Genomic DNA, 12687 nt, shown 5'->3' on the forward strand with positions numbered 1-12687 from the left:
ATGAGTGTGAGACAGCTTGCTGTGGTGAGGGAGCTTGCTCCCTCACCACAGCACTCTCCTTCACCGCAGCAAGCTCCTCACCACAAAAAGCAGGGCGTACGCGCAATAGGTTCATTTGCAAAGTAGAATTGGCGGTTCTGCGTACCGCCACCTTGTCTTGAGCGGTCACCCTCTTTTTTACGGAGATCGCCTTGCGTCTGTTTCATACCTCCGACTGGCACCTTGGACAAAACCTGCACGGCCAGGAACGCGACTTCGAACACACCTGCTTCCTCGACTGGCTGCTGGGCCAGTTGGGCCTGCATCGCCCTGACGTGCTGTTGATCGCCGGCGATATTTTCGACACGGTCAACCCGCCACTCAAGGCCCAGGAGCGGCTGTACGACTTCATCATCGGCGCCCATGAGCAAAACCCTGCACTGACCATCGTGATGATCGCCGGCAACCACGACTCCGGCTCGCGCATCGAACTGCCGGCACCGTTGATGCGCCGCCTGCGCACCCACGCATTGGGCCGGGTGCTGTGGCTGGATGACGGACAACTGGATGTCGAACGCCTGCTGATTCCATTGCCCGGTGCCGACGGTGAAATTGCCGGCTGGTGCCTGGCATTGCCGTTCCTACGCCCGGCCGAAGTGACCGGCGCACAACTGGGGGACGATTACCTGCGGGGCATCGGCCAGGTTCACGAGTGGCTGATTGCTGCCGCCAACGCCAAGCGCCAGCCGGGCCAGGCACTGGTTGCCATCAGCCATGCGCACATGGCCGGCGGCTCGGTGTCGGAAGACTCCGAGCGCAGCCTGATCATCGGCAATGCCGAAGCGCTGCCGGCCAGCCTGTTCGATGCCAGCGTCAGCTATGTGGCCCTCGGCCATTTGCACAAACCCCAGCGGGTGAATGGCGAGGAGCGGATTCGCTACTGCGGCTCACCGATTCCGCTGTCATTCTCGGAAATCGGCTACCAGCACCAGATCCTCGACGTGCAGCTGGACGGCGAAACCCTGGTCAGCGTCGAATCCCGGCTGATCCCGCGCTCGGTCAACCTGCAACGCCTGGAAGCCGCGCCCCTGGCCGACATCCTCAAGCAACTGGCCGACCTGCCCGACATCGACCTGCTGGCCGAAACCCAGCGCCAACCGTGGCTGGAAGTGCGGGTGCGCCTCGACGAACCGCAACCCGACCTGCGCCAGCAGGTGGAAAACGCCCTGCAAGGCAAGGCCGTGCGCCTGGTGCGCATCGCCGCTGAATACGCAGGCAGCGGAGGCCGTGAAGACAGCCAGGAAGACCGCCTGATCGAACTCGACCAGCTCACGCCCCAGGAATTGTTCAGCCGCGCCTGGCAGGAAAGCTACGGCAGTGAAGTGGACGAACAGACCCTGAAGGACTTCGCCGTGCTGCTCCAGGAAGTGCAACAGGAGGGCGAACAGCCATGAAGATCCTCGCGATTCGCCTGAAAAACCTTGCCTCCCTGGCCGGGCCGTTTGAAATCGACTTTACCGCCGAGCCCCTGGCCAGCGCCGGGCTGTTCGCGATTACCGGGCCCACCGGCGCCGGTAAAAGTACCTTGCTCGATGCGCTGTGCCTGGCGCTGTTTGGCGCCGTGCCGCGCCTGGGCGATACCGGCCAGGCAAAAATGCCGGATGCCGACACCGATATTTCCATCGGTGACCCACGCACCCTGATTCGCCGGGGCACTGGCGGCGGTTATGCCGAAGTGGATTTTGTCGGCGTCAGTGGCCGTCGCTACCGCGCCCGCTGGGAAGCCAACCGCGCCCGGGACAAGGCCAGCGGCAAGCTGCAAGCCAGCCGGCAAAGCCTGATCGACCTGGACAGCGAGCAACTGCTGGCCAGCCAGAAAACCGAATACAAGACCCAGCTGGAGTTGGCCCTGGGCCTGAACTTCGAGCAGTTCACCCGCGCGGTGTTGCTCGCGCAAAGTGAGTTCAGCGCGTTCCTCAAGGCCAACGACAACGAGCGCAGCGAACTGCTGGAAAAGCTCACCGATACTGCGCTCTACACCCAACTCGGTCGCCGCGCCTTCGACAAGGCCAAGGACGCCCGGGACGCCCACAAACACCTGCAGGACCAGGCCACCGGCGTCACCCCGCAGGCCCCCGAGGCCCGCGCCGAACTCGACGAACAGCTGGCCTCCGCACAGCAACAGCTCAAGACCCAGCAGGTGCAACTCAAGCAACTCGAGTTGCAGCACACCTGGCTGAAGGAACTGCGGGAATGGCAGGAGCGCCAACAAGGCGCGGTCGAGCAACTGCAACAGGCCCAGCAACACTGGGCAAGCCAGGGCCCGCAGCGCCTGGACCTCAGCCGCCTGGAACAACTGGCGCCGCAACGTCACCACTTCGCCCGCCAGGCCGAACTGACCACGCAACTGCAGCCCCTTGCCGCGCAGATCCAGCAGCACCTTGAGCAACAAACCGCGCTGCACACCCGCCAGACCCAACTGCAACAGCAACAGGCCGACGTGCAAGCCGCCCTCGCCCAGGCCCTCAAGCAGCAAGCCGACGCTGTGCCCTTGCTGCGCCAGGCCTTCGAGGAGCAAACCACCCTCGCCCACTTGACCCGCGAGCTGGCCAAACGCAGCGAAGAGAAACAGCTGGGTGAAGCTGCCTGCGTGGAAGGCCAGGCGACGTTGACCGGCTTGCTCGACAAGCAGAAAGTTGTCGCCGAGCGCCTGCACAGGCTCGCCGCAGAGCTTGAACGCAGCGCCGCCCTCGCGCCGTTGAGTGAGGCCTGGAGCGCCTACCGCGACCGCTTGCAACAGCTGATGCTGATCGGCAATCGCCTCAATAAAGGCCAGGCCGAACTGCCACAACTGGAAGAGCGCGCCACCCGTCTCGGTGAAAAATGGACCGAGCAACGCGAAGCCCTTGACCTGCTGTACCACGAAGCCGGCGCCGAACCCCATGCAGTGGCCGAACAGATCCAGTTGCTCGGCAGCCTGCTCCAGGACAACCGCAAGCAACATCGCGCGTTTGAGGACCTGGCGCGGCTGTGGAACAGCCATCAGCAACTCGACAGCCAGAGCCAGGCCCTGACGCAAAAGCAGACCCTCGCCCAGCAACAACGCGAACTGTTGAACCAGAGCGGCTTGCAGGCCAAGGCCGAGTTGGCCGTCGCCGAACAGACCCTGACCGTCACCAAGCAACTGCTGGAGCGCCAGCGCCTGGCCCGCAGTGCCAGCGTCGAGGAATTGCGCGGCCAGCTGCAGGATGAGCAGCCGTGCCCGGTGTGCGGCAGCGTCGAGCACCCGTATCACCAGCCCGAAGCCATGCTGCAAAGCCTGACCCGCCACGACGAAAGCGAAGAAGCCAACGCGCAGCAAGCCGTGGATGTGCTCAAGGAAAAACTCACTGACCTGCGTGGCGAAGTGGGCGGCCTGATCGCCCAGCAAAAGGAATTCCTGCAACAACAGGAGCAACTCGCCAGCCAGTTGCAGGCCTTGCTGCCAAGCCTTGAAGCCCATCCGCTGTCGGCCTCGCTGTTCAACCAGGACGCGGCCAAGCGTGATGCCTGGCTCGCCCAGCAACTGAGCCAGCTCAGCCAAAGCCTCACCCAGGACGAGCAACGCCAGGGCGCCCTGCTCAACCTGCAACAGAACGCCGGGCGTTTGCAGCAACAACTGCAAGCCGCCCAGGACGCCAGCCAACAGGCGCGCCAGTTACTGATCGACCAGCAACGGGAACTGTCCAACGACCGCGAACGCCTGGACGAAGAACTCAACGCCTTCGCCAGCCTGCTGCCCACCGAGACCCTCGAAGGCCTGCGCAGCGAGCCGGCGGCGACCTTCATGTTGCTCGACCAGCAGGTCAGCCAGCGCCTGGAACAGCTCGACAACCAAAAGGAAGAATTGGCCGAGCAGCTACAGCGCCAGCAAGCCATTGAGAAAGAGCAGGACCGCCAGCAACACCGCCAGCAGCAGCTGGAGACTTTGCACAAACAGCTCGCCGAACAGAGCGCCCTGCAACACGCGGCCGAGGAAAAGCTCGCCGGCCTGCTGGGCGAAAACCCCAGCGCCGAGCACTGGCAACAGCAGCTGGACCAGGCCGTCGAGCAGGCTCGCCAGCATGAGAGCGAGGCCAACCAGCAGTTGCAGGACACCCGCAACCAGTTGATCCAACTGGCCGCCGACCTCAAATCGCTGCAAGAACGCCAACAGTCCCTGGAAACCGAACACGCGGCCCTCACTACGCGCCTGAGCGACTGGCGCGCGTTGCACCCGGAACTCGATGACGAAGGCCTGGCGCGCCTGGTGGCCTTCGATGAGCCGCAGGTGGCCGAGCTACGCCAGCAACTGCAACACAGCGAAAAAGCCATCGAGCAGGCCAAGGTGTTGCTGCAAGAGCGCGAACAGCGGCTCAAGGATCACCAGGCGCTGCACAACGGCAACCTCGACGCCGAGCAACTGGACAGCGCCCTGGCCGAACTCAATGCCGCGCTGATCATTGGCGAAAAACACTGCGCCGAACTGCGCGCCCAACAGGCCGACGACCAGCGCCGCCAGGATGCCAACCAGGCCCTGGCAGCAGAGATCGCCAAGGCCTACGAAGAATGGCAACGCTGGGCACGCCTGAATGCGCTGATCGGTTCGGCCACCGGCGATACCTTCCGCAAGATCGCCCAGGCCTACAACCTCGACCTGCTGGTGCACCACGCCAACGTCCAACTGCGCCAACTGGTGCGCCGCTACCGCCTCAAGCGCGGCGGCAGCATGCTCGGCCTGCTGGTACTCGACACGGAGATGGGCGACGAACTGCGTTCGGTGCACTCGCTGTCCGGCGGCGAGACGTTCCTGGTGTCGCTGGCGCTGGCCTTGGGCCTGGCGTCGATGGCGTCGAGCACGTTGAAGATCGAGTCGCTGTTTATCGACGAAGGCTTCGGCAGTCTCGACCCCGAGTCGCTGCAACTGGCGATGGACGCCCTCGACGGCTTGCAGGCCCAGGGCCGCAAGGTCGCGGTGATTTCCCATGTGCAGGAAATGCACGAGCGGATTCCGGTGCAGATTCAGGTCAAGCGCCAGGGCAATGGCTTGAGCACCCTGGAGGTCAAGTGAGCGAGGCCGTGTTGTATTCGTTCCGCCGTTGCCCCTATGCAATGCGGGCGCGGATGGCCCTGCGGTATTCAGGGCTGGCGGTGCAGATCATCGAGGTCAGCCTCAAGGCCAAGCCGGCTGAGATGCTCGCGTTGTCACCCAAAGGCACGGTGCCGGTGCTGAGCGTGGATGGCCGGGTGATCGATGAAAGCCTGGCGATCATGCGCTGGGCACTGGCACAGAACGATCCTGAGGGTTGGTTGCTTGGGGATGATCGGGCGACGCAGGCGCTGATTGAAGAGAATGATCAGGGCTTCAAACATCAATTGAATCGATACAAGTATGCCGAGCGCTATCCGGAGCAGCCGATGGAGCATTATCGGGCCGAGGGTGAGGTATTTTTGATGAAGCTGGAGGGGTTGCTGGCGGAGCGGGAGTATTTGCTGGCCGGGCATTTGAGCCTGGCGGATGTGGCACTTGCACCGTTTGTGCGGCAGTTTGCCCATGTGGATCGGGAGTGGTTTGGCCAGGCGCCCTATCCGCGATTGCAGGGCTGGTTGCAACGCTTCCTGGAATCGCCGTTGTTCATCGCCGTGATGGCAAAAACCTGAGACTGTCGCAGGACAAAATGTGGGAGCGGGCTTGCTCGCGAAGGCGGTGTATCAGTCAGCCCATGTATAGACTGACCCGGCGCTTTCGCGAGCAAGCCCGCTCCCACATTTGATCTTCATCAGCTTCAAGATCAGTTCTGGATTTTGTGGTCCAGCGCTGCGTAGAAGTTGGCGCTTTGTTGCAGGTATTTCTGGGTGTAGGCGCTGGTGCTGGTTTTTTTGCTGCTGATTTCAACACTGGCGCTGGCTGGCAACGCTACGGTGGCGGAAACAGCGGAAGCGGCGATGATCGAGAAAAGATTGAAGTTCATGTCGGTAACCCTTGTGTTCGGTTGGCTTGGTGGCCTGTGTTGGCCTTGGAACCAAACTTACGCCCGAGGGGTTAGCCTTAGAAATTCATTGAAACACTAGCCGCTATTAATAGTATTAATACAACAAGTCAGGCCCCGCACTGCGGGGCCTGTGGCTTATTGCCGCACCAGGAACTTGAGGTCGCTGGGGGCATCAATCGCCAGTTTCTGCACGGTCTTGCCCAAAAGACCGTTCTTGGGATCGCGCTCGACTACCACAATCTCGTTGCTCTTCTGGTTGGCGATCAGCAGGAACTTGCCGCTGGGGTCCAGGGCGAACTCCCGGGGATGGTCACCTTCCACCGATCGGCGCTGGATCTCTTTGAGCTGCGCAGTGGCCGGGTCGATGGCAAACACCAGCATCTGGTTGGCGGTGCCACGGTTGCTCACGTAGAGGAACTTGCCGTCGCTTGAGGTGTGCAGTGCAGCACCGGCCTTGTCGGACACCGGCTGGCCATCCGCGAAGTTGACCAGTTGCTTCTGGGTCAGCTTGCCATCGTTGTAGTCGAACACCGCCACTTGCGCGCTCATCTCGGTGGTCAGCCACGCGTGCTTGCCGTCTGCGGTGAACAGCAGGTGCCGCGGGCCGCTGCCCGGTGGCAATTGCACAAACGCAGGGTCGGCCGGGGTCAGCGGCAGTTCATGGTTGGCCTTGGGGTCGTAGTGGTAGGCAAAGATCTTGTCCGCCCCCAGGTCCTGGACAAACACGTATTTGCCGTCCGGCGAAGACACCACCGAATGCACGTGGTTGGACGCCTGGCGCTCCGGGTTGACCCGGCTGGCCGGGTGCCCGCTCAACTGCACCGGCGGCGACAGCTTGCCTTCGGTGTCTAGCGGCAGCACCGCGAGGCTGCCGCCCGGATCTTCCAGCACCGAATAGTTGGCCACGAACAGGTAGCGCCCGTCACTGGCCAGGCTGGAATGGGTCGGCTCGTTGCCCAGGCTCTGCACCTGGTTGATCAGGGTCAGTTGATGGTTCTTCGGGTCGATGCTGTAGCTGCTGACGCGCCCCACCGGGTCTTTTTGGCCCGGGCCGTTTTCGTTGACCACAAACAGGTGCTTCTGGTCTTTGGACAGGGTCAGCCAAGACGGGTTGGCCGCCTTGGCGGCGAGCACCGGCTGGCCGCTGAACTGCCCGGTACGGCTGTCGAACTGCAAACGGTAGATACCTTCGCTGGTGCCGGCGGTGTAGCTGCCAACGAGCAATTCATAGGTGTCCACCGGCGCGGCCTGGACCGACATTGCGCCTACGCTGCCGGCCATCAGCAGGGGCCAGAATTTACGCATCATCATCCGCTTCATCCTCGTCATTATTGTTGCCGGTGACGCCGCTCATGCAGACCAGGCGGTGTTCGCCCTTGTCATCGGTAAGTGTCCAGCTTTGCAGGGTTTGATCAAAGGTCGCCGCCTTGACTTGCTCCAGGGTGAAACTCCAGCGCTTCTCGACGCGACCGTCCATGCAGATGATCAATAACGTCTGGTCATCCAGGCTGAAATCGAAGCTGTGCAGGCCATCGATTTCGACCATCTGGCAGTCTTCAAAAGCGTCGGGCAAGGTAGCGGTGTCGGCAGTCATAACCATCAATCATCAAGAGGAAAGACCTCATGATAGGTCAAATCGTTGCATCGGCCTAAGCCCGCGCAATGCAAAACGCCGTGGCACAGGCCACGGCGTTTTGGCAAACAGCGTTGGATCAGTGGGCGAACAGCGAATTGCCCTTCTGCCCCGCCAGCTTCTCGGGCTTGATCAGGAAGCGTGCCAGCGCCGGCAGCAGCCACAGCGCGCCGAACATGTTCCACAGCAGCATGAAGGTCAGCATCAGACCCATGTCGGCCTGGAACTTGATGGCCGAGAAGATCCAGGTGCATACGCCGATTGCCAGGCACAGGCCGGTGAACAGCACGGCTTTACCGGTGGACTTGAGCGTCTGGTAATAGGCTTCCTGCAACGGCAGGCCGGCCCGCAGGAAACTCTCCAGGCGGCTGTAGATGTAGATGCCGTAGTCCACGCCGATCCCCACCCCCAGCGCCACCACCGGCAAGGTCGCGACCTTGACACCGATGCCCATGAACGCCATCAGCGCGTTGCCCAGCACCGAGGTCAGCACCAGCGGCAGCACGATGCACAGGGTCGCCGCCCACGAGCGGAAGGTGATCATGCACATGGTGGCCACGCACAGGTACACCAGGATCAGGATGGTCAGCTCGGACTCCTTGATCACCTCGTTGGTGGCCGCCTCGATCCCGGCGTTACCGGCGGCGAGGATGAATTCCAGGCCGTCCTTGTTGTTCTCCTTGGCGAAGTCCTGCACCGCATGCACCGCGCGGTCGAGGGTTTCGGCCTTGTGGTCGTTGAGGAACACCAGCACCGGCGCCAGGGAGCAATTGTTGTTATACAGGCCATCGGCACGGGCAATGGAGTTGTTCAGCACGTCCGGGTTGCGCGACAGGGTTTCCCATTTCAGGTTGCCCTCGTTCATGCCCTTGATCATCTGTTTGGACACGGTCACCAGCGAGATGGCCGACTGCACGCCTTCGGTGTTCTGCATCTTCCACATCAACTGGTCGATGGGCGCCATGGCTTCATACCGCGAGCAGCCTTCGGGCGGAGTCTTGACCATCACCACCAGCACGTCGGAGCTGGTGGAGTAGTTGTTGATGATGAAATTGTTGTCCTTGTTGTAGCGCGAGTCCGGGCGCAGTTCCGGTGCACCCTGATCGAGGTCACCGATCTTCAGGTTCTGGCTGTACCAGAGGCCGCCACCAAAGGCGATCAGCGCCAGGGCAATCGACACCGGCGCGACCTTGGGGCTGGCGAACTTCGACAGCAGGCGCCAGAACGGGTGTTCGCGATGCGCATCCTTCTTGCTCTTGGCGATGGCGCGTTTGCTGATGCCAACATAGGAGATCGCCACCGGCAGCAGGATCAGGTTGGTGAACACGATGACCGCCACACCCACCGAAGCACCGATTGCCAGCTCGCGGATCACGCCGATATCGATGATCAACAGGGTGATAAAACCGACCGCATCGGCGAGGATCGCGATCATGCCCGGCAGGAACAGCTGGCGGAAGGTACGCCGGGCCGCGGTCAGGGCGTTGTCGGCATCACTGGATTGCAGGGCGATGCCGTTGATCTTCTGTACGCCGTGGGAAATACCGATGGCGAAGATCAGGAACGGCACGAGCATCGAGTAGGGATCCAGCCCGAAACCCAGGGCATGCATCAGCCCGAGCTGCCAGATCACCGCCACCAGCGTGGTGCTCAACACCGCGACGGTACTGCGCAGGCAGTTGGTGAACCACAGCAGCAGCACCAGGGTGATGACGAAGGCGATACCGAAGAACATCACCACCATCACCAGGCCGTCGATCAGGTCGCCGACCTTCTTGGCGAAACCGACAATGTGGATCTTGACGTTGGGGTTCTGCGCTTCGAACTTGTCGCGGATCTTGTCTTCGAGCTCATGGGAGAACTTGCGGTAGTCCAGGGCCAGCAGCTTGCCCTGGTCCTGGGGATCCGGGTAGGACTCCAGCAGCGGAATGTCGACGATGCTCGACTTGAAATCGTTGGCCACCAACCGCCCGACCTGCCCGGACTTCAGCACGTTGTTGCGCAACTGGTCGAGGCTTTCCGGCGAGCCGTTGTAGCTCTGCGGGATCACTTCACCGCCGGCAAAGCCTTCTTCGGTAACTTCGGTCCAGCGCACGCTGGGGCTCCACAGGGACTTGAGGCCGGAGCGGTCGACGCCGGAGATGTAGAACACCTCGTCGTTGATCTGGCGCAGGGTCTCCATGTACTCCTTCGTGAAGATGTCACCGTCCTTGGCCTCCACCGAAATGCGCACCGTGTTGCCCAGGTTCGCCAGGTCATTGCGGTGCTCCATCATCCTCTCGATGAAGGGGTGCTGGAGGGGGATCATTTTTTCGAAGCTGGTGGACGGGCGAATCAACGTCGCCTGCCAGAACAGGAAAATACTCACCAGCAGGCAGATCGTGATGACTGCCGGGCGGTTATTGAAAATCAGGCGCTCGAGAAACGTGGCCTTGTCGTTGTGATGACTGCTCATTGTGTCCCCGCCTTCTTATTGTTTTGTCGGCTCGGCGCCGGTTGGACTGGCCACGCGAACGCCGCCCTGCCCCGCCAGAATCAAGTTGCCGTTGCCCGCCGCGGTGACCGCCGACAGCGAAATGCGGTCCGGGCGATTGAATACGCTGAAGGTCAGGCCGTCGTCGTGGCTGACCACCACGCTGCCACCGTTGCCCACCACCACGATGGAACCGTCGTCCAGCAGGGTCGCCCCCGACAAACCGAACTCCAGCGCGCCACGAGTGGCGTTCAGCTCCACCGGCTCCCAGGTGCTGCCAAAATCCGTGGAGCGGAACAGGTTGCCACGCAGGCCGTAGGCCAACAGCGTCTGCGCCTGGGCGGTGCCGATCACGCCGAACAGCGAGCCCTCGTAGGGGCCTTCGAGTTTTTCCCAGGTTTGCCCCTCGTCATGGGAGCGGAACATGCTGCCCTGCTCACCGACGATAAACAGCCCGGCGTCTTTCACCTGGGCGATGGCGTTGAGGTGGTATTGGTCTTCGTTGTCGAGGCGGTCGCTGACGTCGTCCCAGGTCTTGCCCCCGTCGGTGGTTTCGATCAGCGCACCGTAGGCACCCACGGCAAAGCCGTTGCTGGCGTCCTTGAACCAGACGTCGAGCAGCGGTGCTTCGCGCTTGAGGTCCTGGAATTGTTGGGTCCAGGTAACGCCGCCGTCGGTGGTGGCGAGGATCTGTGCGTCATGGCCCACCGCCCAGCCGTGTTGGTCGTCGGCGAAAAATACGGCGGTCAGCAGTTGCCGGGTGGGGACTTTGGCTTGAGTCCAGGTGGCGCCCTGGTCGTCGGAATAGAGGATGTGCCCGCGATCACCGACCGCGACCAGGCGCTTGCCTGCGTGGACCACGTCGATCATCAGGCTTTTGGCGGCCTTGGGGGAGTCAATGGCGAACACCGCGGCGGCGGTGGTTTCTGTGGCGGCATGGGCCGGTGTCGACAACGCAACAACCCCCAGCAACGAGAGCGCTGTGGCCAGCAATGCGACCCTGCGCGTGGCCTTCGGGCGGAAAAACACCACACCCATGACAGGCTCACTCATAGACCTTTCTCCCATTTATTATTGTTAGGTCGTCTTGCCGCGGGGAGCCCTGAAACCTGCAATCTAGAGCGCCTTGGGCAAGCTGGGCCATCCTAGCGGGCTTTGGAATCGTCTGACAATCGGCGCTACGTTATGTTTTGTTAACTGGAGGGGTTTGGGTTGGTGCTGAATGTAGTGCTATCAGCGGCGGTGATCCGTGGAGGGGGGCTGTTGGGGTGAGGGGGCTTGCTCCCGCTGGAGTGCGCAGCGCTCCTACGCTTTTTGGGGCCGCTGCGCAGCCCAGCGGGAGCAAGCTCCCTCGCCACGGGTGAGGTGTGGGCCTTGGAATGAATTTTTATTCTATGTGTTGAGTTTTGGGAATATTTATTCCATAAATAGGCTTCTCAATACAATAATTCGAAGGAACCCGGCTATGCGCGAACTCGGAATCGGCCTGATTGGTACAGGCTTTATGGGGCGTGCCCACGCCTTGGCGTTTAATAACGCGCGGGCGGTGTTTGAACTGCCGGTGAAGCTCACGCTGGCCGCCCTGGCCGATGCCGATACCGAGCGCGCAATACGCTGCGCCGCTGACTGGGGGTTTGCCCAGGCCCATGGCGACTGGCAGCAGTTGATTGACGATCCCAAGGTGGATGTTGTCGCCATCACTACTCCCAACCATTTGCACTACCCCATGGCCATGGCTGCACTGGCGGCAGGCAAGGCGGTGTATTGCGAGAAGCCGCTGGCGGTGAGCCTGGAGCAGGCGGCCGCGATGCGTGATGCGGCGAGCAAGGCCGGGGTGGTGACGCGGGTGGGTTACAACTATCAGCACAACCCGATGATTGGCTTGGCCCGGCAGTTGATCGCCCGCGGTGAGTTGGGGGAGATCATCAGTTTTCAGGGGGAGTTCAGCGAGGATTTCATGGCGGATTCGGCGTCGCCGTGGTCGTGGCGCTGTGAGGTGGGACATGCCGGCGGTGCGTTGGCGGATCTGGGCAGTCATTTACTGTCCATGGCGCGCTATTTGGTGGGGGATGTGGTGAGTGTGTGTGCCGATACGCAAACGGTGCACGGGCAGCGGCCTGCCACCGCCGGGAGTGAGACGCTGCGGGAGATTGCGGTGGATGACCAGGTGCATGCGTTGTTGCGGTTTGCCAATGGGGCACGGGGGACGGTGAGCAGTAGCTGGCTGAAGCATGGGTATAAGAATCACCTGAGCTTTGAGATCAGTGGCACGCGGGGCACGTTGTTGTTTGATCAGGAACGGTTGAATGAATTGCAGCTGTTTCGGGTTGGGCAGGAGGGGTTTCAGCGGGTGTTGGCGGGGCCTTCGTTGCCAGGGTATGCGGCGTTCAGTCCGGCGCCGGGGCATCAGTTGGGGTACAACGAGTTGAAGACGCTGGAGGTGCATGAGTTGGTGATGGCGTTGGCCGGCAAGGGCAGTGACGGGACGGATTTTGCGGCGGCTTGGGAGGTTGAGCGGTTGGCGGCGGCGATTCGGGTGGCGGCCAAGGAGGAGCGGTGGGTCAGGCTGAATGAGGTCTAAATGTGGGAGC

General features: G+C 62.0%; 9 protein-coding genes. 4 read left to right on the forward strand and 5 right to left on the reverse strand.

Annotation, left to right across the window (positions count from 1 at the left end; all coding sequences use genetic code 11):
- Window positions 1-191 precede the first annotated feature (191 nt).
- The 3 genes from HX805_RS14545 to HX805_RS14555 are packed head-to-tail and all read left to right on the forward strand — an operon-like array spanning window position 192 to window position 5658.
- Window positions 192-1433: an exonuclease SbcCD subunit D C-terminal domain-containing protein gene (locus HX805_RS14545; RefSeq protein ID WP_177080956.1), complete on the forward strand. Its 1242-nt coding sequence runs from the start codon at window positions 192-194 to the stop codon at window positions 1431-1433.
- Complete coding sequence (locus tag HX805_RS14550) at window positions 1430-5068, forward strand: SbcC/MukB-like Walker B domain-containing protein (RefSeq protein ID WP_177116979.1); 3639 nt, start codon at window positions 1430-1432, stop codon at window positions 5066-5068. Before HX805_RS14545 ends, HX805_RS14550 begins: the two co-directional genes overlap by 4 nt.
- The gene (locus HX805_RS14555; RefSeq protein ID WP_177080954.1) at window positions 5065-5658 is read left to right on the forward strand and encodes a glutathione S-transferase; all 594 of its coding nucleotides are present in this window, start codon (window positions 5065-5067) and stop codon (window positions 5656-5658) included. Before HX805_RS14550 ends, HX805_RS14555 begins: the two co-directional genes overlap by 4 nt.
- Before the next feature lie 131 nt (window positions 5659-5789).
- Here HX805_RS14555 and HX805_RS14560 read toward each other — a convergent pair whose 3' ends face one another.
- The 5 genes from HX805_RS14560 to HX805_RS14580 all read right to left on the reverse strand — a co-directional run bounded on the left by HX805_RS14560 (window position 5790) and on the right by HX805_RS14580 (window position 11134).
- Window positions 5790-5969, reverse strand: a complete 180-nt coding sequence (locus HX805_RS14560) for a hypothetical protein (RefSeq protein WP_003211212.1) — start codon at window positions 5967-5969, stop codon at window positions 5790-5792.
- Window positions 5970-6125: 156 nt separating this feature from the next.
- Window positions 6126-7301 carry a lactonase family protein gene (locus tag HX805_RS14565; protein WP_087694109.1) on the reverse strand — a complete coding sequence of 392 codons (1176 nt, stop codon included), beginning with the start codon at window positions 7299-7301 and terminating at the stop codon, window positions 6126-6128.
- Window positions 7288-7584 (reverse strand): DUF5629 family protein, encoded by a 297-nt coding sequence (locus HX805_RS14570; protein WP_008435940.1) that lies wholly within the window; start codon window positions 7582-7584, stop codon window positions 7288-7290. Before HX805_RS14570 ends, HX805_RS14565 begins: the two co-directional genes overlap by 14 nt.
- Window positions 7585-7702: 118 nt before the next feature.
- A complete protein-coding gene (locus HX805_RS14575; protein WP_003211205.1) occupies window positions 7703-10078 on the reverse strand; it encodes an RND family transporter in 2376 nt (791 codons plus the stop codon).
- Window positions 10079-10093: 15 nt separating this feature from the next.
- A complete protein-coding gene (locus HX805_RS14580; protein ID WP_003211203.1) occupies window positions 10094-11134 on the reverse strand; it encodes a YCF48-related protein in 1041 nt (346 codons plus the stop codon).
- 427 nt (window positions 11135-11561) lie between these two features.
- Here HX805_RS14580 and HX805_RS14585 point away from each other — a divergent pair, with 427 nt between their 5' ends.
- Window positions 11562-12677 carry a Gfo/Idh/MocA family protein gene (locus HX805_RS14585; RefSeq protein ID WP_177080953.1) on the forward strand — a complete coding sequence of 372 codons (1116 nt, stop codon included), beginning with the start codon at window positions 11562-11564 and terminating at the stop codon, window positions 12675-12677.
- Window positions 12678-12687: the final 10 nt, after the last annotated feature.

The organism is Pseudomonas sp. G5001, from assembly GCF_013385475.1.
Lineage (GTDB): Bacteria > Pseudomonadota > Gammaproteobacteria > Pseudomonadales > Pseudomonadaceae > Aquipseudomonas.

Excerpts from the sequence above, each read along its gene's own strand:
- HX805_RS14570 (WP_008435940.1), bottom strand. The coding sequence starts at position 7,584 with ATGACTGCCGACACCGCTACCTTGCCCGACGCTTTTGAAGACTGCCAG.
- HX805_RS14565 (WP_087694109.1), bottom strand. The coding sequence starts at position 7,301 with ATGATGATGCGTAAATTCTGGCCCCTGCTGATGGCCGGCAGCGTAGGC.
- HX805_RS14575 (WP_003211205.1), bottom strand. The coding sequence starts at position 10,078 with ATGAGCAGTCATCACAACGACAAGGCCACGTTTCTCGAGCGCCTGATT.
- HX805_RS14585 (WP_177080953.1), top strand. The coding sequence starts at position 11,562 with ATGCGCGAACTCGGAATCGGCCTGATTGGTACAGGCTTTATGGGGCGT.
- HX805_RS14550 (WP_177116979.1), top strand. The coding sequence starts at position 1,430 with ATGAAGATCCTCGCGATTCGCCTGAAAAACCTTGCCTCCCTGGCCGGG.
- HX805_RS14560 (WP_003211212.1), bottom strand. The coding sequence starts at position 5,969 with ATGAACTTCAATCTTTTCTCGATCATCGCCGCTTCCGCTGTTTCCGCC.
- HX805_RS14580 (WP_003211203.1), bottom strand. The coding sequence starts at position 11,134 with ATGGGTGTGGTGTTTTTCCGCCCGAAGGCCACGCGCAGGGTCGCATTG.